Origin of the sequence: Rhizobium sp. BR 314, from assembly GCF_047445805.1 — a bacterium.
GTDB classification, from domain to species: domain Bacteria; phylum Pseudomonadota; class Alphaproteobacteria; order Rhizobiales; family Rhizobiaceae; genus Rhizobium; species Rhizobium lusitanum_B.
Genome location: NZ_JARWLA010000040.1, coordinates 47,104 through 67,487, shown reverse-complemented (window position 1 = coordinate 67,487; position 20,384 = coordinate 47,104). Strand labels below are relative to the sequence as shown.

The window sequence follows — 20,384 nt, the reverse complement described above, 5'->3', positions numbered from 1 at the left end:
GGGCAAAATCCGATTGCCAAAACCCCTGTACCTCCGGCTGTTCCCGGCGCAACGCCGAACTCCGTTGCCGCCGCACCGAAGCCCAATGCGCACGGGCAAGCAGTGAAGCCGGCGTCGCCTACCATTGCCGCCAAGGTTCCGCCGAAGCCGAATGTGGTCAACAATGCTCGGCCGCCGGGCAACAACCAGCCTCGCGTCTTGAACGCACCGCGTCGGCAGCCCACGCCGGCAGCTTCCAGGCCCATGCCGACACGACAGGTCGTCGCGCAGGCCCCGAAGCCGCGCGCTCAACCGAAGCCCCAACCTCAGCCGAAGGTCGCGCAGCAGCAGGTGAGGAAACCACCGCCGCCGCGGAAACCTCCGGAAAGGAAGAAATGCGGCGCTCCCGGCCTGCCTGCATGTCACTGACCGGTTATGGCAAGCAAGAATGCCCTGCAGTCAGCAACTATCCACCGGTTCGTAAGCGATCCTGTCGAACATATGGCTGCGGGGCGTGACATTTGCTTGGATCGCGAGAGCGCTGCTGGGTTGGGATTGTCGTCCCGGCGAGCGCATGAACAGCACATTGTGCCGGGCAACGGCCATGGCTATTTATGGACCGTTTCGGCGTCGACGAGCGCCAAGCAGAGATCAAAGTCCGCCGTAACGCCGGCGGGCTAAGAGCGCGCGGTTCTGCGACAAAGATCGGGCCTATTTCGGCAAAAAGGACTTTGGTTCGGATATCAACGCCAATCAGCAAAAGATCATCTACCGCACCAGCCATTGGTTCTGAGAAGAACCACAAACTAAACTTCCCACAAGAGACGGTGGGCGAGGACCCAAGCAGTTGTTCCCATAGGGGGTTAGTCAATTGGAATTTTCATACAGACGCATATGCGCGCTCGCCGGCACGATAATCATGGTCCTGATTGGCACGAGTACCACAAATGCGGCTTCAAGCGTTTTCGTGCATCCCGGCGCTCTGCATACCCAAGTCGATTTTGCCCGGATGAAAGCCAAGGTCGCTCAGAATGCGCAGCCGTGGATGAGTGACTGGGACGTTCTAATCAAGAACCGGCATGCATCATTGAACTGGACGCCGCATCCTGTTGAGACAGTCTATCGCGGGGCCGATGGCATCCACCCGGAAAACTATTCCGCTCTGTTCAACGACACGGCTGCTGCCTACGCGCTCGCCTTGCGCTGGAAGATCAGTGGTGACAATGCCTATGCTGATAAAGCCGTTACCATCCTTGATGCTTGGTCCGGCAAGTTGACGGGAATTGGCGGAACGTCTGACAAGTTTCTCGCCTCTGGCGTCTACGGCTATCAACTTGCCGCCGTGGCTGAAATCATGCACGGCTATCAGAAGTGGTCCACGGCGAACTTCGATCGTTTCAAGACGATGATGCTGACGGTCTTCTATCCAATGAACCATGACTTTCTGGTCAGACACAACGGAGCGAAGGTAGATCACTACTGGGCCAATTGGGACCTGGCGAATATGGATTCGATGCTCGCCATTGGCATTCTGACCGACCGACGCGACATCTACAACGAGGCGGTCGATTATTTCAAATACGGCAAGGGCAACGGCGCCATCGACCATGTGGTGTGGAAGCTTTATCCGGACGGTTTAGGACAGACGCAGGAAAGCGGCCGCGATCAAGGACACAACACGCTCAACGTCGCTCTACTGGGCGCGTTCTGCCAGATGGCATGGAACCAGCATGACGACCTCTTCGGCTACGAGGACAATCGCGTGCTGAAAGGCGTCGAATATATCGCAAAATACAATCAGGGCGGCGATGTTCCCTATACTTCTTATAGCAACAGCGACGTGATCCAGAACGTGATCTCAAGCAACGGTCGTGGCGATAAGCGCCCGGTTTGGGAACTGTTCTACAACCATTATGTCGTCCTGAAAGGCCTTGACGCGCCCAATCTGGCAATGGCCGCCAAAGCGGTACGCCCAGAGGGTGGCGGTGGCAATTACGGTCCGAACAGCGGTGGCTTTGACCAGCTCGGCTATGGAACTCTCACCTACACATTGAAGTAGGGAGCAGCTCCTAAAGATCGCCGTAAAATTCTGCCTGATTGAAAGAAATAGTATTACGAGACTAGAGTCTCCATCCCCCCACGAGGGTTTGAACCGCAAAGCGTAACCAGTCGTCCTGGGTCGAGCGAACCTGCGGCCGAGTTTGATGGCGTTGAGCCGAGCAGTATAACCTTCAATGATCTTGAGTTCCTCAAGGACAGAAGGTCGACGCGAACGTTGCAATGCAGAAAGGTTCATCCATTCCGCAAGCGCGGTATTCGTCATCGAACCGTTCTGTTGCAATGCACCCAGCATTGCCGCTTCAACGGGTTGCGCATCAGACGCTTTGATGACTTGGCGTTGCGGCAGCTTTGCACCGGAAGGTCGAGAACGAAACCATCCTGATCGACGGCGCGTCGCAGCCAACGCCTCTTCCCACGGATCGAAACGGCGGCTTCGTCGAGATGCCATTTGTCGCCGAGCCGCCCAGATGAGCGCCGGCGGATCTCGTTAGCGAAGGCTCGCCCGAATTTCTCCGCCCACAGTCGGATCGTCTGATGCGAAACAATGATCCCTCGACCGCCATTATGTCCTCGACCATCCGCAGGCTCAGCGGAAAGCGGAAATAAAGCCACACCGCGTGGGCGACGATTTCGGCTGGAAAGCGATGCCGGCGGTAGATAGGGTCACGATCTGTCATCCCCCATCATCGCTCATCAAATTCCAAGCTCCGTTAAGTTTACGATGTCCTGAAATCCTATTCTCCGTCGAAGGTCACTGAGGTGCACTCCCTTAGGCCAGGAAAACTGACATTCTCGATACAATTCCAATACTCGCTGCGGCCTGGTCGACTGCGCTCGCCGGTTCCGTTGCCAACCGACCGCCGAAGACCATCGTGCTGGTACACCACACGTTTGCCAACAGCTCTAAGTTAGCGCAGGGTGCGCCGAACACCGGAATGTGACCAAGCCCAAAAGTTGCGGTCGCGGATTGGGGAATGGCTCAATACCGAAATGCGGACCCGGCATCTGTCTTCGATACCACTCGCGCCCCGACCCGACGCCGGCGGGCATAGGAACTGCAACGAGCCCGCGAGGAAACACGCCTATTATGCGCTCTCTACCTCTTGTATCTTTCATCGGAGAAGTATCATGAACCTCGAGCTCAATGGTAAGCTAGCTCTCGTCACCGGCAGCACCGCCGGCATCGGTCATGCGATTGCAGCAGCTCTCGTTCGCGAAGGCGCCCATGTCATCGTCAACGGACGAACCCAGGATGCGGTCGATCATGCGGTCGCCGAACTTGTTACGATTGGAAGCGGTAGCGTTGAAGGATTTGCCGGCGATCTCGGAACCGCGGAAGCTGCCGATGCGGTCACAAAACGCTTTCCGAATGTCGAAATCCTGATCAATAACCTCGGGATATTCGAACCTAAGCCGTTCGAAGAGATCCCGGACGCTGACTGGCGGCACTTCTTCGATGTCAATGTGCTTTCAGGTGTTCGTCTCGCGCGTCTTTATCTGCCGTCGATGCGCCGGCGCGATTGGGGCCGCATCATCTTTATATCGAGCGAAAGCGGCGTGCATATTCCGGCCGAGATGGTGCACTATGGTGTGACCAAGGCGGCCCAGATTGCAGCAGCGCGAGGTATCGCCGAATCCGTCGCCGGCACCGCAATTACAGTCAACAGCGTGTTGCCAGGCCCAACGAAGTCACGCGGCATCGTCGATTTTGTCGCCGCGTTGCCCGGATCCGAAGGAAAGCCATTCGCACAATTCGAGGCCGAATTCTTCGAGAAAGTCCGCCCAACTTCGCTGATCAAGCGCTTCACGATGCCTGAGGAAGTGGCAGCCATGGTCGCTTACGTGGCGAGCCCGCTGTCATCGGCCACCAATGGTGCGGCACTCAGGGTCGATGGTGGTGTGGTGAAGAGTGCGTTCTGACCACCATGGCCAAGACGCTATCCCGCAATCCGCTCATTGTCACGAATGATAAACTTTATAGGCAACCAGATAATATCGACAAAGTGCACATAGTGCGCCGTGGTTTGCAGCCTTCTCAAGGACCTCAGACAGAAGATTGGCGTTGGACGGACCGGTTGAGAAAACGCGCCCTATTCACCCTATGTCCACACATCATCCATATAGCGCCCACATTGCCGAGGTATGTATTCTTTACGGATCCGCCATCCTGGTAGAGAGCTTGCATGACTGAACAACCGCACGAAGGCCATGGCCAGAGATACCCGCTTTCGATGCGTATTCTTCACTGGCTACGCGCGGCACTGATCCTTGGCTTGTTGGCATCCGGCTTGTATATGACGCGCCTGCCAGAAAACGACCTTACGACATCGTCCCTGCTATATCCCAACCACAAACAGTTCGGCATTCTGGTTTGGCTTCTGGCACTGATACATCTCGGCCTACGTTGGCGACATGGCGCCGCGATTCCCGGTGCGCCAGCGCACCTCGCGCCATGGGAGAAATGGCTTTCGCACCTTGTTCATCGACTTATCATTATGCTGACGCTGATCACCCCGGTGCTCGGCTACCCCATGTCGAGCAGCTTCACGCAGAGCGATGGAGTACCGTTTTTCTTTCTGTCTGGAATTCCCGAACTCCTTCCCAAGAATAACGCAGCATTCGTCGTATTCGAATTGCTCCATAGGTACAGCGCCTATGCTTTATTGTGCTGCATCCTTCTGCATCTCATGGGTGCAATGAAACATCGGCTGGAAGACAGGGAGGGCGATGCTGACGTGCTTCGACGCATGTTGTAGAAACAGAAGCTGCTAACGAAGACAGCAATCTCGGTCCGGCAAACAGCATCATATTGGGCTTCGTCTAAGTTCCGAACGACATTCCTAAATTTCGAGAAACGAAGCGGAGTTGATCGACTGATCGGTCGCCATCGCTTTGGGGCGAGCCCGGGACTACGGCCTTTGAGAAGCGAAGAAATATCTTCGCCGGCTGAAAGCTTGGCCATCATCTCGCAGAAAGTTCGTCCTCCCGTTCCAGGTACCTGACGGGGGCCGACTTATTCCGCAGACTTGGCGGAGAGCGCGCCTCTATCCCAACACCGCTCGTATCTTGATTACCCAATCTTTCAACTTTTTGAGTGCCGATGTCGAGTTTCGCAACATTCTGACCCTTATTTCCCCTTGTCGATGATCCATTCAGCGGCCGTCAAGCCATTGGTGCAAAAGCTTCTTTAAAGGTCAGATTGACGTCGCGGAGGCCGCGGCGTGTTTTCAGCAAACAATTGAAAGAAGCTGTGTTATTTGGGCCATTGAGAGTCGCGGGGCTAAAGGGAGCGAACCACCTCCACAAGGCGCTTCATGTCGGTGGGCTTCCCGAGGTTGAGAACTTTGGCCAAAACATCGTGCCTGGCAAGTTCCGCCGCATCGCTTGCGGTAGCGAGGATGAACGGCACATCCCATGAGGTCAGGAGTTGAGCGACGGGCGTAACTTTCTCGTGACCGAGCGTGACATCGAGAACCGCTGCATCCGGACGTTGCTTGGCCAAAAGATCAAGAGCTTGATTGACCGAGCTTGCCGGGCCGAGCACCCGGAAGCCCCCATCCGTCAGCGCACTCTCAAGCTCCATAGCGATCAAGAATTCGTCCTCCACCACAAGAACGACCCTATACGCAACTTCGCCTCTTTCAGGTTTGGACATGAGGTTCCCAAGGGAGTTTGACTGTAACAACCAAACCCTCTGGGTCGAAGTTAAGTTCCACAGCACCGCCAAGATGTCGGCAGGTGCCTTCGATCAGCTCCGTGCCGTACCCTCTTTGCTTTGGCGGCGCGACCGGTGGGCCGCCCGTTTCGCGCCACCGAATTACTAAGTGCGGACGGTTCTCGGGTCCGTCCTCCTGCAACCATCCGACATGCAATGCGCCGGATGGAGCGGAAAGCGCACCGTATTTCAACGCATTGGTTGCCAACTCGTGGAACATCATACTGATTGGCACGATCTTCGAACTCGGGATCTGAATAGCGGTCCCCTCGCAATGGAGATGGCCCACTCCGGAATCGCTGACCGTTCGCCGCAGCAGGGTTTCAAAATCGGTCGCTTCATTGACGGCGGCGATCTCCTGCGCATGAAGAGTGACCTCGAGGCGCCCCAGAAAGCGGCTGCGGTAGTCGATGCCTGTTAGGCCCTCCGCATCCATTCGCATCGCGAGGGATCGCACCACCGCGAAAAGGTTTCTCATGCGGTGCCGCGTCTCCGCGATGATGAAATCCTTCTCGGCGTCGCGGCGCTGCCTTTCGGTCACATCGTCGAAGATGACAAGGATGTTGGTGCTATTGTCATCCGGATGGACGAGACGGCGTGCGTCGACGAGAAAGGTACGTTGGCCAATCGCCGGGAAGTTATGCATCACCTCGAAACCGATAATGGCCGCGGCCTTTGGGATGACCTCGGCGATGAGCCGTCGAAGCTCGCCGATATCCCACTGGCCGTTGCCCAGGTCAAAAAGACTGTTGCCAAGAATCTCCTCTCGTTCGACCTTGAAAGTTTCAAGAAATGCATTGTTCACCGTGGAGACGCATAGGTTCTGGTCAAGGACAACGATCGGCTGGGTCATTGTATCGACTACGCCCTGCGCCTGGGCATGCCCGCTTCGCAACAGGCGGTATAGATCTTCCAGCATCATACCGACCCCTCTAATTGAACATCGCCAGCGACTAGCGTTTTCTACCTAAACTATTGGGAGGCCGAGCGCCGGCAAGACTGCTGATCTCGGAAGTTTCGCCAAAGTGCTTTACCAATGGCGCTACTCTGCGAACCTCCTTGGCGGCCATTATACTCCCGTTCGATTGACTTTTGATTGGGGCCGTGGCGATCGTCACAAAATTGATATTGCCACCAAACCTGCTCCCCTGGTCTGCAGCAGTACTTGGTCATAAATGAGCGTGGGGTCTCCGCGCCGACATTTGCAATGGTTCCGTCACATAAACCGGCTGCCGGTGAGTGGGGGGTAGAGATGGTGGGATGATGCGTCCCGCCATCGGCTGCAAACGTTACCGTTTGCCGCAACAGATAATTGCCCATACGGTCTGGTTGTACTTTCAGTTTCCGCTGAACCTGCCTGGTCGAGGCATTACGGCTGGACGAAAGCCGCGAGGCGAGCACCGATCCGACAAGGCCAGAACAATCGAGCGGAAAATTCTCATCTGCCGCTGCTAAACCAAGAACGCACGATGGAGGGTTTCCGATCAGTTGGTCGCTTGCAGCGGTTCGTCTCGATCTTCTCGGCGCTTCGAAAGCCCTCCGTCATCCCGCGTCCCAAGCAATCCGCCTGGCCACGCGCAGCCACTGCATCCGCGCAATAGCGCTTTGGAAAGCCGTGACCGACGCCGTTGCCTGATCTTAGCGACGCGAGGCAACAGTTCGATCATCGCTCGATAAGCTGACAACTCCCGTGCTGGACTTAAAGACCTAAGCAAACTCTCCTGCCATCCCGGCTACAGTCGCGCTTGCGAACGTCCGGGAGTGAGGGCCGTTTGGCTGGGGAAACTGGATTGGCTGTTATCCAGCTTCCCCGGTTTTACTCGTCGATTGCTGCCGTCAGATTAGACCAGGATCTCGCCATTACGGGCGACTACACGACCACCGGAAAGCACGAGCCGTCGCGGCGGGCAACGCACCAAGGCATCGGGAACATTCTCTGCGTCCAGAAGCACGATATCGGCGCGCGCGCCTACGACCAGATCGTGCACGTTGCGTCCGACAAAATGTGCGCCGCCACGCGTCGCCAACTCTACCGCTGCAATCAGCTTGTCGTCGTGACGGAGCCCATGCAACCTGGCAAACTGGAACGCGATGCGCAACAGATCTCCATCTCCAAAGGGGGACCACAGATCGCGGATACCATCTGTGCCGAGCCCCAACGGCACGGAGTGCTTTTGCATTCCTTGCCATGGAAGCGGCGCGGTTCCTCCCATCGCAACGGTCGTCCACGAGACACCAGCTTCGGCGAGCCCTTCGACGATCTCGGCCTGCACGGCTTGCGGCAGCGTGCCGAGGACGAAGCCGTGCGAGATGTTCACGCGCCCCTGCAACCCAGCATCTATCGTACGCCGCACGACCTGCCGGAACTCATAAACGCCGAGCGAGCCAAAATCATGCAGATGCAGGTCAAGCCCGACGCCACGGGTTACCGCAATGTCGAAAAGCTCGTCCAACTGTCCCTCGACATCACGGTCGATTGTGCCCGGATCGAGACCGCCAATATAATCCACGCCAGCCTGCGCTGCCTCATCGAGAAGCTTCAGCACCCCAGGTCGACGCAAGACGCCGTCCTGCGGAAAGGCAACTGTTTTTACCTGAATGGCGTCACCAACTTCCTTCAGTGCGGCCTTTACGCACTCCAGACCTCGTAGCCCGATGTCGAGATCGATATCGATGTGCGTACGCGTCGCTGTCGTCCCGTGCCGGAGAAACTCGCGCAATACGGCAGCCGTGGATGACGCATTCGGGATGTTGTATTTGCTACGCTGAGCGCGCTCGTTGGCGATCCAGCCCTCCACTGTCGGATGGTCCGAATAGGTGTAAGAGACCCAGGGCTGCCCCCACCAGCTCTTATCAACATGTGAATGGGTATTGATGAAGCCGGGCAAGGCAAGAAGACCGCCACCGTCGACATCACCAGCAGCCGTTGCGGCCGCAGCAGGGCGAATGTCTGCAATGTGTCCGTCCTTAATGGCAATATCCACGGGGTCGGCACCCCAGGGCCGCACGTTGGTTAGCCTATAGTGCTGATCAGTCATCAAGAGACTCCTTGTCTGTCGATCGTTGGGACGATCGTCGTTTCGAATGAAGTTGTTTTGTTTGCAGGTTCAGCGGACGCGGCGCAGGAAGCTTGCGGTGCGTTCGTGCGCGGGATTGTCAAGCACATCGCGTGCCGGACCGTCCTCGACCACGCGTCCCTGATCCATGAACACGACGCGGTCGGCCACCTCGCGCGCGAAACCGATCTCGTGCGTCACGACGAGCATGGTCATGCCCTCATCGGCCACTTTCCGCATCGTGGCGAGGACCTCGCCGACGAGCTCGGGGTCCAATGCGCTGGTGGGCTCATCGAACATCATCAGCCGCGGCTCCATCGCGAGAGCTCGGGCAATAGCAACGCGCTGTTGCTGACCACCGGAAAGCTGGCTCGGGTAAGACCCTGCTCGCTCCGTCATCCCGACGAGCGCAAGCAGGTCCCTCGCCTTGTCGATGCTCTCCCGGCGCGGCCGCTTCAAGATCTTCACCGGACCATAGATGACATTCTCCAACGCCGTCATATGGCCGAACAGGTTGAAATGCTGAAACACCATCCCGATCCGCTGGCGCGCCTTGGCGACAGCCCGCTCGTCCTGCTCATAAAGGACGCCACCGCGAAGCTCGTAGCCGATGCGCTTGCCCTCGACCTCGATGATGCCGCCATCGACCGGGTCGAGGTGATTGATGCAGCGCAGTAACGTGCTCTTTCCCGATCCCGAAGGCCCAAGCACGCACACGATTTCACCGGTACGTACCGTGATGTCGACGCCCCGCAAAACATGGTTGTCGCCGAGCCATTTGTTGACAGCCTCGATTTTGAGCATCGTATTCGACATTGCGGCGCCCATCATGCCGTGCCTCCATTGGCCGCTACGGTTGCCTGATCGACTTGCGGACGCCGTGCGGTCTTGCGCGTTTGTTGCGCTTTTACCTGAGAGGCATTGAAGCGCTTCTCCAGGAAATGCTGTCCGATGCTGGCCACAGTGACCAGTACCAGGTACCAAAGCACCGCAACGAGTAGCAACGGCAGGATCTTGAAATTCTGGCCGTAGATAAGCTGAACTCTGGTGAGCAGATCGCTACCACCGATGACCGAGACAAGTGAACTCGCCTTCAGCATGCCAATGAATTGATTGCCGGTCGGCGGGATGATCACCCTGATGCTCTGCGGCAAAACGATCCGCCGCAATGCCTGGCCGCGTGTCAGCCCCATGCTCATGGCTGCATCGGTCTGCCCCGCCGGTACCGACATGAGGCCTGCACGGATGATCTCGGCCATATAGCCTGACTCAGCCAGGGAAAGGGCTATGAGGCCGGCCGTGAAACCGGAAATGAGCTTGTTGGTGTCGTATCCAAAGATCGTCGGGAAAAGGATGGCGAGATTGTACCAGAGCAGCACCTGCACCAGCATGGGCACGCCGCGGAAGAACCAGACGTATACGCGCCCGAGAACGCTTGCAACTTTGTTCTGGCTCTGGATCATCAAGGCGACGGCGAATGCGAGCACGATGGAGCAGAGCATCGCGATTATCGATAGCTGGATCGTCACGCCGATCCCGCCCATGACCACAGGGTGGAAGATATATTGAGCGGTAACGCCCCATTCTATCCGCGGGTTGTTCGCCTGCGATATGACGAACATCGACAGCAACGCGACAAAGGCAAGCGCAGTGACGATCTGACTATAACTTGTCCGCCGTTTCGCGCGGATCGGCGCCTCTTGTTTTGCTGGCTCCTCTCCTGGCCGCCGCACATAATGAGCGGCGGCCAGCTGGGGCCGGCGGGGATCTATCCCATCGCCGTGTAAGTCCGTCATGGGAGTCAGTCCTTCGCCAGATTGACGCCATAGGCATCGAGCTTGATGACCTTGACATCCCACTTGGCGAGAATCTTGTCATAGGTACCGTCTTCGTGGATTGCCTTCAGCGCAGCAACAAAGGCATCGCGAAGAGCCGGCTCATCCTTGCTGAACGTCATCCCCAGATACACTTTCGGTTCAAAATCGATCGGTGTGGAGTCGAGCACATCTCCGACCTGACGCTTGAGGACAGACATTGCCAGGTCCGGCCATATCATTGCGTCGGTGCGACCGGAGGTGAGAGCGAGAATCTTGTCGCCGCCCGTCGGGTATAAGACCAGCTTAGTGGGCTCCTTGCCTTTGGCGGTACAGGCTGCAACCATCTGGTCGACCAATCGCTGCGCGTCGCTACCCTTGACGTCGCCAACGGTTATGCCGCAGCCTCCATCCGGTGCGCCAGTTATCCCTTTTGGATTACCCTTGGCGACCATGAAGACCGAACCGGCCAGCTGATAGTCGATGAAGTCAACCTGCGCCTGGCGCGACTTACGATCCGTCATGCCCGCTATGGCGGCATCGAACTTCTTGCTCTGCATGCCGATCAGGATCTGATCGAAGGGTACTTTCTCCCATTGGACCGGCAGGCCGAGCTTCGCTGCCATAGCCTCCATGAGATCGACGTTGTAACCCTTGATGCCGGTCTCGCCGATCGGCGTGAAATTGGCCGGCTCGAAATCAGGCTGGGTGGCAACAGTGAGCACGCCCTTTTTTTGATATGGGTCCGGCACCAGCTTGGCGAGCGGAGCGGCACTGTTGAACCCGGCATTTGCCGCCTCACCGGAACCTGCCGCTGAACCGGCCTCCACCCTATACGTGCCGCCGCAAAATAGGGTCAAACCTGCCAGCATCGTACCAACTGCCATGTAAATCCGACGCTTGCCGGGATATTGCGATGACATCTTCTTCCTCCTCCTGAAGTGTCCCGGTTCGGCGAAGCGCGACCGAACCGTATGTTCATTGACAATTGGGGTTGCGCCTGCTCCCGCGGCGACCGATCGGGGATCGACGCAGCAAAGCATCGCATCGCTTTCCTGCTCCCACAGGTCAGCTGATCCATTGCCTTCGATCATAATCATCGATAATTGATCAGATCGTATATGATAAATAGCAGTTTCCTAAACGGTACGCAACAATTATATATACCCACATGGATCATATACGATTTGGAGGACGATATGGATACGAAGAGCGACTTGCCCGGCAAAGACACTGCGTCAACATCGAAGATGGAAGAGGCGTTCGCGCGCCTCAGGCGTGATATCCTCGACGCCCATCTTGCGCCCGAGCTGCCGTTGACCATTCCATCGCTTCGTGAGCGCTATGGCCTCGGAATGACGCCGCTTCGCGAGGCATTGTCTCGGCTTGAAGCGGAACGGCTCGTAACATTCTCGCACAACCGCGGTTATCGCGTTGCCAGCGTCTCACATGCCGAACTGCTCGACCTGCAGAAGGCTCGTGCGACGGTAGAGACCGATCTGTTGCGCGAAGCGATCCGACTTGGCGATGATAGCTGGGAGCAGCAGCTGGTCGCTGCTCATTATGGTTTTGCACAGGCAGAACCCCTACGCGCAAACATATCGGAAAAGGAACTTGCGCGATGGGAAGAACGGCATGACGCGTTTCATCTTGCGCTCTTGAACGGAAGCCCTTCGATCTGGCTGAAGCGCTTCCTCGTGCAGATCTACGTTCAGTTGCATCGCCATCAGCGGAATCTCTTTTTCTCGCCGAGCCTCGCTGGAAGAGGCCCCAAGCATCTCGACGAACAACAATATTCCGCGCTGCTCGAAAAAGCTTCGGACCTGGCACATCACACGTCCCTGATGGAGGCCGCCCTTGCCCGCGACGAAAGAAAGGCGATCGCTCTCCTTGTGGAGGACATAGGCCTGACGGTGAGCACCTATGAGACGGTACAACTAGAGACAGGGTTATAGACCCCACATTTCCTGCCTCCCAAGCGCAGGAACAGCCACCCGCTACGCCGATCACCGCACAGAACGACGAAGAAACAGAGATGCGGCCGGAAGCCTCAAGCTGACTTAATTGCCACCGACCAACGCATCTCGTTCCACAAGAACCGGGATGAACGCACCTGAGAACATTACAGCGCCTCGCCGCGCAACGCATTTTTTCGACGCGACTAGGCGTTTGCTGCCGGTAGCGACGAAAGTCGTCTGGGCGATTCCGAATATATATAAAGTCGGCATACAGCACTTAATATATATAGATCGATTGAAATCTAAATATTATATATTTTTATTTGACGATCGACTGACTGGAGCTATGATCTCTCTGCGACTGCCCCTTTGGAGATGGGGGCGACGCCTTTCGCACAAGGGAGGAAACCAAAGACCATGATCACATTACCCGATCTTGCAGCCATCGAAGCTATGGACGCGGGCGACCCATTGCGTGCTTTCCGGGCGCGTTTCGTCCTGCCGGAAGGAGTGACGTATCTCGACGGAAACTCGCTGGGCGCCGCAGCGCCTGCAGTCTTTTCCGAGTTGAGGAAGGCTGCGGAGGACGAGTGGGCACACGGCCTTATCCGGAGCTGGAACACCGCCGGTTGGTACGATTTGCCAACCAAGCTCGGCGACCGCATCGGACGCCTGATCGGTGCAGCGCCAGGTCAGACTGTGGTAACCGACACCACCTCCATCAACATATACAAAACGTTGCGTGCAGCGATTGCCATGCGTCCAGGCCGCAACGTTGTCGTCGCGGAAGGCTCCAGCTTTCCGACTGACCTCTATATGGCCGAAGGCGCAATTTCTTCGATCCCAGGTGCCAAGCTGCGTCTTGAAGGCATTGACGCAGCATCGATCGAAGACCTCATCGACACCGAGGTCGCGGTCGTTCTCGTCAACCATGTCAACTACAAGTCGGGTGAGATGCGCGACATGGCCGCGCTGACGAAGAAGGTCCAGGACGCCGGCGCGCTCGTGGTTTGGGATCTCTGCCATTCAGCAGGTGCGCTGGCGGTATCTCTTGATGAAGCGAACGCCGATTTCGCCGTCGGCTGCACTTACAAATATCTGAATGGCGGCCCAGGTTCGCCGGCTTTCGTCTATGCGGCAGCACGGCATCACGACACCATGAACCAGCCACTGAGCGGCTGGTTTGGCCATGCGCGACCTTTTGCTTTCGAGCACAGCTACGCGCCTGGTCAGGGGATCCGCCGCTTCTTGTGCGGCACACAGTCGGCATTGGCATTGCGGGCATTGAGCGGCGCCCTGACCATTTGGGACGACGTCGATATGCACGCCGTGCGCGCAAAAAGCGTCCGCCTGACGGAACTCTTCATTCAACTGGTGGAAGCGAAGTGCGGTCGTTACGGTGTCGTCTTGGAGGGACCACGAGATCCGGCGCGCCGCGGTAGCCAAGTATCCTTCACCCACGCTCACTCCTATGAGATCATGCAGGCACTGATCGAGCACGGCGTCATCGGCGATTTTCGCGCGCCGGCAACCATCCGCTTCGGGTTCACGCCGCTCTATGTTGGCTTCAAGGATGTCTTGATGGCGGCTGACATCCTGGAAGATGTGTTGCGAACGGAAGCCTTTCGAGAGCCACGTTTCGCACTGCGGACCGCCGTGACCTGATGGGGAATTACAGCTTAGAAAACAAGCATACTTCGCTTCCATGAGGGAAAACGGATTTAAGGATCGCGATTCTCGAAGAGTTGGGCGTCACTGCCCAATTCGGCACCATCGGGGCCAAACTGAACGATACATACACCCCCCGGTCAGCCATCTGCATTGGATCAGCGTAGAGGCATGTGCCCCTGGCACCAAATGGGGCATAAAATGCATGACCCTGTCTCTCTAGGCCTGGTAAGCGAGCTGGGCCTCGCGATCTTGATACTGCGCGGAACCAACGCGCTAAACTCAGGTCGAATTTGTCATTTGAGTTTCGAACGCACACCAGGTCCATACGTCTCGGCACAATAGATCCTGGTAGATCACCAGATACGCACATTAGATGCTTGTTTCACTCAAAAAGATCCCGGCAGGCACAAGCGATAATAACGCATACCCGATGACGACCGAGCTGTGCATCATGCATCGCGGTGAGGACGCATGCGCAAAAATCAATCGAGTAGCTTATAGGCGCTCATGCGGCCCACGGATCATAGCGGAATGAGTATCAGTAGCCATGCCCGCGCTTGGCGACAAAGCAGGTGTTTGGAATTCAATCATATCCTTGCGTTCTTTTTCCCGCTGGAATGTACGATTGGGTCGACGTGTCTGACCAGATTCGTATCGCCACAGTGTCGGGCCAGCGCAAGTACGCGGCTGTCAGCCAAAAGTCACGACATATGCATATGCGCTGTATACGCTATATTGTTTATATTTACCGAGCGACCAAGCAAACGGAAACCCAGCCGGCGTGCTTCGCTGTACAAATCCCCACAGGCGAATCTCCCCTGGCAGATAGTCGTTATATGTTTGTTTTATATATCGCTTTTCTGTTCTCCAACGACACCAACCCGAATAGGCGTCACTAGATTGCCGACATATAGGGACTAAGATCACCGAAATTCAAATCAAACTTGCTCATTGACTTATTGAAAGTACGCAGTACTGTTTGTTTATCGGCAATCAACAAGAGGGGAGAATGATGATGCCAATTCGCCTGAACAAACCGAAAGCAGCAAGGCGCCTCGCTGTCGTGCTCGGTCTTTCGACGCTCATGGCAGCGACCGCCCAAGCTGAAGACTTTCGGATGCCAGCCGAAAACACCGCACTTCATGCGCAGCTGCCCGAGGCGATACGAAACCGCAAGGTAATCCGTGTCGTCTCAACATTCGGCTACGCACCGCAGCAATTCTACGGCGAAGATGGGGTCACGCCTGAGGGCTTCTCGGTTGATTTGGCCAGAGCGCTGGGCGCGGTCACTGGCATTCAGGTCGAATTCACCAATGCCTCTTTCGATGCGCTGATCCCGGGGCTGGATGCCGGTCGCTTCGACATGGCCATCGCCGCCATGAGCGCCACGGCAGAACGTGGCGCCAAGGTCAATTTCGTCATCTACGAAAAGGCAGGCGCACGGCTTCTGGTTTCGGGTGGGAACCCCAAGAAGATCAACGGACTTCAAGATCTCTGCGGATTGACTGTGGCGTCGCTGAAAGGATCGCTCCACAACGACGTGATCGAACAGGTGTCTGCCAAGTGCGCCGCACTGGGTAAGAAACCCGTACGGCTCGACACCTACGACAACTCCGACTCGGTCTACCAATCTTTGCTGACCGGACGCACGGATGCGAATTATCGCGATGGCTCACCGCTCATATATGTCGCGAAAATGTCCGAAGGGCGGCTCGAGGTGGTCGGCCCAGAATATCCTGATCACCCTTATGGCATCGCCATTGCTGGCGAAAACAAGGATTTCGCCAAGGTGATCGCTGCGGCATTGGATGTCATTATCAGAAGCGGCACCTACCAGGCCATTCTGAATAAATGGGGTTTAGGCACTCTCAACGTCGATTCAGCAGTTCTGACACCAATCGGTTCACCTGCCTCCGCCTTTCCACAACCACCCTCACCTATCGGACTTGCATTCGGCAAGTAGATCAAATTCTCCGATCGGCGCGATGCGGAGTCCTAATACCAAGACATCGCATCGCAACCGATCTATCGGCATTTGAGAGTATCGGCCATGACTGGTATCGGAACAAGGACACGGCATGTCGACTGGGAGGCCATCACCGATGGATCTGCCATTTACGCCGCTGATCTTCATCTCCAAGGCGAACTTGCGGCCGCGGTCCTTCGAAGCCCGCATCCTCACGCAAGGATCATCTCTATCGATACATCCCGCGCCCGTGCCCTGCCAGGCGTTCACGCGGTGCTCACCGCGGCGGATCTTCCGGAGAGTCTCTACCTGGACTATCGTGTTCCCGACCGTGATCGCAGGATTTTGGCCGATGGCCTCGTTCGTCATGTTGGCGAGCCTGTTGCATTGATCGCGGCCGACGATGTGGCGATCGCGCGACATGCGCTTGAACTGATCGACATCCGCTATCAACATCTTCCTGTTGCGGACACGGTAACCAAGGCCCTCTCGCCCTTAGCACCTGCCATCCACCCCCATACCGATACAACCAATATTGCGTCCCACGTGCGCCGCACGTTCGGCCTGCCGATACAAGACATCCCCACTCCATCCCATTCTGTCACAGCGTCGTTCACCTCCGCGCGGCAAACCCACGCGACAATGGAGCCGCATACCGTAAAGGCGCATTGGATCGCCGAAGAAGGCTGCCTGCACGTTTGGGCGCCGTCACAGAATCCTCGACTGATACAGCGTGATCTCGCACAACTTTTCGGACTAGAACCGGCATCGGTGCGCTTGCATGAACTGGCCATAGGAGGCGACTTCGGCGGTCGAACCCAAATTTCCAGCACCGAAGCCCTCGTCTGCGCGCTCAGTTTAGCGACGGCGCGGCCAGTGGCGCTCCATCAATCACGGCCCGAGGAGTTCGCATTTACTAAATGGCGACTTTCCTGGGAAATCGATCTTGAGCTTGGCTGCGATGCCGCAGGAAAAGTCACTACACTCGCTGCGAAGTTCGATGTGGACAATGGCGCCTACAATCAAGCCGGACCGGGTGAGATGGCCTACGGCTCGATCGCGCTCGGATCATCCTATCGCTGGCTTGGCTATCAAGCCGAAGGACGATGCGTCTACACCAACAAGGTCCCGGCGTCCTCATTTCGTGGCGCGGGCGGCTACGCAATCAATTGGGCACTCGAATGTGCAATCGACGAATTAGCAGGAAAGGCCGGCATCGACCCCATAGATTTTCGGCTGGCCAATGCTGTCGGCGACGAAGACGAGATCTCCGTTACCGGTTGGCAGATCAAATCCTCCGGCCTGCGCCGGTGCCTTGAGGCCGTCCGCAAGGGAATAGACTGGGACGAGAAGCGCCAGCAGGGCGGCAAGGGTCGTGGTGTAGGTGTCGCCTGCACAATTCACGTCACAGCATTATCGCGCGACTATATGTTGCGTTCCTCCTGCGCGCTCGACATCGATAGGAATGGCCATGTGACGATCCGTTCGGGCTGTGGCGATTCCGGAACCGGGCAGAAGACGCTCATCTGCCAGACGGTTGCCACCATCCTCAATCTGCCGATGGACCAGATCTCCATCATCACAACCGACACTTTGGTAACCCCGCACGATGCGGGTGCGGGAGCCTCGCGCGGCAGCTTCGTCGCGGTCAATGCCGCACAGACACTTGCAGGCAAAGTTCGCTCCGATCTATCCGCTCTCGCCTCAGCCCATTTTGGCGGCGGCGAAGTCGAATGGACAAACGGCGAGATCCGCAAGGGAAACCATGTCATCCAGCTTGGGGAACTGGCACTGCTCGCCGGCGGGGCGGCCGAACTCTATTCAATGAAGACCGACTATGCCGGACAGTTCCACGACGCCGATCCTCACGGCTACGAGGATATCTCGCCGACCTATTCCTTTGCTGCTCATGCGGTTGAAGTCGAGGTCGATGAAAAGACGGGTTTGGTGAGAGTGTTGAAGGTGGTGGCGGCCCATGATTCCGGCACGATCCTGAACCCCATCAGCGCAAGGGGACAGGTTGAGGGCGGCGTCGTCATGGGGCTTGGCGCCGTGCTCGGTGAAAGTCTGATCTTCGAAGAGGGACGGGTCGTCAACTCTAGTTATGTCGACTACATGTTGCCTCGCTTCATCGAAGCGCCAGCGGTCGAGACTATTTTTGTCGATGTCACCGACAAGGTGGGGCCATATGGATCGAAAGGATTGGGGGAGATCCCATTAATCACGATCGGGCCGGCGGTCAGCAATGCGATCGCGCACGCGACGGGGCTTCGGCTTCGAAGCGCACCACATACGCCCGACCAGATCGTGATGGCAGCGCGGCAGCGCGACGGCAAGCCGTTGCGTGCGGGCTCGATTGCCACCCGACCTGGTCGGTGGTGGGTCGAGGGTGTACGGACGGCCTATCCGCGAGGCTTGCACAAAAGCCTGCGTCGGCTTGCAGAAAGGCTCGGTGGCCCCCGAGCCGCGCTTGCAATCGAGGGCGTCCGATCGGCTGACACGTTAGGCCAGGCGTTGGACCTGTTGAATCTCGAAGGTAATTCTGCGCCGATTGCCGGCGGGACCGATCTGCTCGCGCTCGAAACGCAGGGCTTGCCGTTGCCGGGAGAGCTACTCGTCGATGTATGCGGGCTCAGCGAATTAAGAGGGATTGAACTGCGAACCGAGGGCTCGCTGCGCATCGGATCTATGGTAACGCTTGCCGACCTTGCAACAAGCAAGTCCTGTGGCGCAGCACTAAACAGCACGGCGGCCTTGATCGCCACGCCGCAGATCCGCCGGATTGCGACAGTCGGCGGCAATTTGTGTCAGACAAAGCGCTGCTGGTTCTTTCGAAACGGCTTCGACTGTTACAAGCGAGGCGGCGCGACACGTCCCTGTTATGCCGTGATGGGCGACCATCGCTATTATCATGCCGTTCAGGATGCGCATCGGTGTCAGGCGGTTACACCGTCGGACCTTGCGACGACGTTGGTCGCGCTCGATGCAAGATTGGAAATCCGGCGAGCCGGCGAGATACGTCCTCTCGACGTTGATCGTCTCTATCGCGGACCGGGTGAAACCCGCCTGAAGCCGGGAGAATTGATTAGCGCCATCGAGATTCCGGCGGAGGCACTTCGCCGCCGTTCGGTCTATCGCAAGCTGGCTCTCGCGCAGGGTGCTTTTGCCGTCGCGACGGCCTGCGTTTCGGCAAACGTCGGCACCGAGGACCGCCTGTCGGATCTTCGAGTGGTGTTGGGCGGCGTGTCCTCGGTGCCTCAGCGTGTCCGCAGCATCGAGCGCAGCCTGAACGGACGTCGCCCGACCCGCGCGTTGATCAAAGAGAGCATCTGCAGGTGGCTCGGGAGCACGCATCCGTTGTCAGACAATCACTGGAAGGCGTTCGCTGTGGGCGACATGCTTGAGGATCTTCTGTCCAGAGACTTGGTCGGAATGGAGCTGGCATGATCATGCATTTGACGGTCAATGGACAGAACCGGGAGGTGGCCGTGACGGGCGCGACGCGCCTGATCGACGTCCTGCGCAACCAGCTTGCTCTAACCGGCACTAAACAAGGCTGCGGCGTCGGCGAATGTGGCTCTTGCACAGTCCTGGTCGGCGGTCAGCCGATGCAAGCCTGCATTCTGCTGGCAAGCCGGGTTCAGGCCCCGGTATGCACAATCGAGGGGCTGGACGACCGCTTTACCCCCCTTAGACAGGCATTCGCAGACCACGGCGGTTTCCAATGCGGCTTCTGCACGCCCGGACAAATAATGCGCGCCGCCGGCCTCCTGATCGAAGCACCGTTGGATAGGCTGAACGACGAGCATTGGCTGCGAGAGCAGATGAACGGAAACATATGCCGGTGCACTGGATACTGCGGCATCGCCGGCGCGCTGATGAGCGACGCGGTGCAGGCCCTTGCTCGAAGGCTCCGCCAAGCGCCGAGCGCGGTGATGACGGCGATGAGCGAGATTGAGAATTGAGTGCATCGTGGAGTTGGAGGTCCAAATTGATCGGGAGTGACGAGCCAATTCGATGATCCGGCGCTCCAGAAGACCTTACAAGACGCGCCGGAGCCAGCTCGCGACAGGGAAGAAATTCGGCAAGGAATGAGCTCGCTGCGGGGATTTCAGCACGACCCAAAGGAGCACTCGCAGACACGCGCCGCCGCAGCGGGGCGGA

At 57.4% G+C, this 20,384-nt stretch carries 14 protein-coding genes and 3 pseudogenes; 10 read left to right on the top strand and 7 right to left on the bottom strand.

What is annotated here, in order from left to right:
- Together QD461_RS31395 and QD461_RS31390 are read left to right on the top strand one after the other, a co-directional pair.
- Positions 1 to 408: pseudogene (locus QD461_RS31395) on the top strand (peptidase C14 caspase catalytic subunit p20); the annotation flags it as partial.
- A 490-nt stretch (positions 409 to 898) separates the two neighbouring features.
- Positions 899 to 2,038 (top strand): alginate lyase family protein, encoded by a 1,140-nt coding sequence (locus QD461_RS31390; RefSeq protein ID WP_414091031.1) that lies wholly within the window; start codon positions 899 to 901, stop codon positions 2,036 to 2,038.
- A 293-nt stretch (positions 2,039 to 2,331) separates the two neighbouring features.
- Here QD461_RS31390 and QD461_RS31385 read toward each other — a convergent pair.
- Positions 2,332 to 2,717 (bottom strand): annotated as a pseudogene (locus QD461_RS31385) (IS6 family transposase); the annotation flags it as partial.
- A 451-nt stretch (positions 2,718 to 3,168) separates the two neighbouring features.
- Between QD461_RS31385 and QD461_RS31380 the strand changes: the two are divergent.
- Both QD461_RS31380 and QD461_RS31375 read left to right on the top strand, forming a co-directional pair.
- On the top strand, positions 3,169 to 3,960 hold the full coding sequence (locus QD461_RS31380; protein ID WP_414091030.1) for an SDR family NAD(P)-dependent oxidoreductase: 792 nt from the start codon (positions 3,169 to 3,171) through the stop codon (positions 3,958 to 3,960).
- Positions 3,961 to 4,223: 263 nt separating this feature from the next.
- Complete coding sequence (locus QD461_RS31375) at positions 4,224 to 4,796, top strand: cytochrome b (RefSeq protein ID WP_414091029.1); 573 nt, start codon at positions 4,224 to 4,226, stop codon at positions 4,794 to 4,796.
- Positions 4,797 to 5,320: 524 nt separating this feature from the next.
- Here the strand turns inward: QD461_RS31375 and QD461_RS31370 are convergent.
- A complete protein-coding gene (locus QD461_RS31370) occupies positions 5,321 to 5,695 on the bottom strand; it encodes a response regulator (protein ID WP_414091028.1) in 375 nt (124 codons plus the stop codon).
- Positions 5,682 to 6,677, bottom strand: coding sequence for a PAS domain-containing protein (locus QD461_RS31365; protein WP_414091027.1), 996 nt, complete (start codon positions 6,675 to 6,677; stop codon positions 5,682 to 5,684). Before QD461_RS31365 ends, QD461_RS31370 begins: the two co-directional genes overlap by 14 nt.
- Positions 6,678 to 7,141: 464 nt before the next feature.
- Here QD461_RS31365 and QD461_RS31360 point away from each other — a divergent pair.
- Positions 7,142 to 7,391, top strand: a pseudogene (locus QD461_RS31360) (DDE-type integrase/transposase/recombinase); the annotation flags it as partial.
- Positions 7,392 to 7,596: 205 nt separating this feature from the next.
- Here QD461_RS31360 and QD461_RS31355 read toward each other — a convergent pair.
- From QD461_RS31355 to QD461_RS31340, 4 genes are all read right to left on the bottom strand, one after another.
- Positions 7,597 to 8,793 (bottom strand): amidohydrolase, encoded by a 1,197-nt coding sequence (locus QD461_RS31355; protein WP_414091026.1) that lies wholly within the window; start codon positions 8,791 to 8,793, stop codon positions 7,597 to 7,599.
- 69 nt (positions 8,794 to 8,862) lie between these two features.
- Positions 8,863 to 9,642 (bottom strand): amino acid ABC transporter ATP-binding protein, encoded by a 780-nt coding sequence (locus QD461_RS31350; RefSeq protein ID WP_414091025.1) that lies wholly within the window; start codon positions 9,640 to 9,642, stop codon positions 8,863 to 8,865.
- Positions 9,639 to 10,607 carry an amino acid ABC transporter permease gene (locus tag QD461_RS31345; RefSeq protein WP_414091024.1) on the bottom strand — a complete coding sequence of 323 codons (969 nt, stop codon included), beginning with the start codon at positions 10,605 to 10,607 and terminating at the stop codon, positions 9,639 to 9,641. Before QD461_RS31345 ends, QD461_RS31350 begins: the two co-directional genes overlap by 4 nt.
- Positions 10,608 to 10,612: 5 nt before the next feature.
- Positions 10,613 to 11,548 (bottom strand): ABC transporter substrate-binding protein, encoded by a 936-nt coding sequence (locus QD461_RS31340; protein ID WP_414091023.1) that lies wholly within the window; start codon positions 11,546 to 11,548, stop codon positions 10,613 to 10,615.
- A 276-nt stretch (positions 11,549 to 11,824) separates the two neighbouring features.
- Between QD461_RS31340 and QD461_RS31335 the strand changes: the two genes are divergently transcribed.
- The 5 genes from QD461_RS31335 to QD461_RS31315 all read left to right on the top strand — a co-directional run bounded on the left by QD461_RS31335 (position 11,825) and on the right by QD461_RS31315 (position 20,185).
- Positions 11,825 to 12,580, top strand: coding sequence for a GntR family transcriptional regulator (locus QD461_RS31335; protein ID WP_414091022.1), 756 nt, complete (start codon positions 11,825 to 11,827; stop codon positions 12,578 to 12,580).
- Positions 12,581 to 13,000: 420 nt separating this feature from the next.
- Complete coding sequence (gene kynU, locus QD461_RS31330; RefSeq protein WP_414091021.1) at positions 13,001 to 14,248, top strand: kynureninase; 1,248 nt, start codon at positions 13,001 to 13,003, stop codon at positions 14,246 to 14,248.
- A 985-nt stretch (positions 14,249 to 15,233) separates the two neighbouring features.
- A complete protein-coding gene (locus QD461_RS31325) occupies positions 15,234 to 16,217 on the top strand; it encodes an ABC transporter substrate-binding protein (RefSeq protein WP_414091020.1) in 984 nt (327 codons plus the stop codon).
- Positions 16,218 to 16,304: 87 nt separating this feature from the next.
- Positions 16,305 to 19,667, top strand: a complete 3,363-nt coding sequence (locus QD461_RS31320) for a molybdopterin cofactor-binding domain-containing protein (RefSeq protein WP_414091019.1) — start codon at positions 16,305 to 16,307, stop codon at positions 19,665 to 19,667.
- Positions 19,664 to 20,185 carry a (2Fe-2S)-binding protein gene (locus QD461_RS31315; protein WP_414091018.1) on the top strand — a complete coding sequence of 174 codons (522 nt, stop codon included), beginning with the start codon at positions 19,664 to 19,666 and terminating at the stop codon, positions 20,183 to 20,185. The genes QD461_RS31320 and QD461_RS31315 overlap by 4 nt, the downstream gene beginning before the upstream one ends.
- The last annotated feature ends 199 nt before the right edge of the window (positions 20,186 to 20,384 follow it).

Bases quoted from the DNA above. Each gene is read 5' to 3' on its own strand.
- QD461_RS31390 (WP_414091031.1), top strand. From the start codon at position 899: ATGGTCCTGATTGGCACGAGTACCACAAATGCGGCTTCAAGCGTTTTC.
- QD461_RS31380 (WP_414091030.1), top strand. From the start codon at position 3,169: ATGAACCTCGAGCTCAATGGTAAGCTAGCTCTCGTCACCGGCAGCACC.
- QD461_RS31375 (WP_414091029.1), top strand. From the start codon at position 4,224: ATGACTGAACAACCGCACGAAGGCCATGGCCAGAGATACCCGCTTTCG.
- QD461_RS31370 (WP_414091028.1), bottom strand. From the start codon at position 5,695: ATGTCCAAACCTGAAAGAGGCGAAGTTGCGTATAGGGTCGTTCTTGTG.
- QD461_RS31365 (WP_414091027.1), bottom strand. From the start codon at position 6,677: ATGATGCTGGAAGATCTATACCGCCTGTTGCGAAGCGGGCATGCCCAG.
- QD461_RS31355 (WP_414091026.1), bottom strand. From the start codon at position 8,793: ATGACTGATCAGCACTATAGGCTAACCAACGTGCGGCCCTGGGGTGCC.
- QD461_RS31350 (WP_414091025.1), bottom strand. From the start codon at position 9,642: ATGATGGGCGCCGCAATGTCGAATACGATGCTCAAAATCGAGGCTGTC.
- QD461_RS31345 (WP_414091024.1), bottom strand. From the start codon at position 10,607: ATGACGGACTTACACGGCGATGGGATAGATCCCCGCCGGCCCCAGCTG.
- QD461_RS31340 (WP_414091023.1), bottom strand. From the start codon at position 11,548: ATGTCATCGCAATATCCCGGCAAGCGTCGGATTTACATGGCAGTTGGT.
- QD461_RS31335 (WP_414091022.1), top strand. From the start codon at position 11,825: ATGGATACGAAGAGCGACTTGCCCGGCAAAGACACTGCGTCAACATCG.
- kynU (WP_414091021.1), top strand. From the start codon at position 13,001: ATGATCACATTACCCGATCTTGCAGCCATCGAAGCTATGGACGCGGGC.
- QD461_RS31320 (WP_414091019.1), top strand. From the start codon at position 16,305: ATGACTGGTATCGGAACAAGGACACGGCATGTCGACTGGGAGGCCATC.
- QD461_RS31315 (WP_414091018.1), top strand. From the start codon at position 19,664: ATGATCATGCATTTGACGGTCAATGGACAGAACCGGGAGGTGGCCGTG.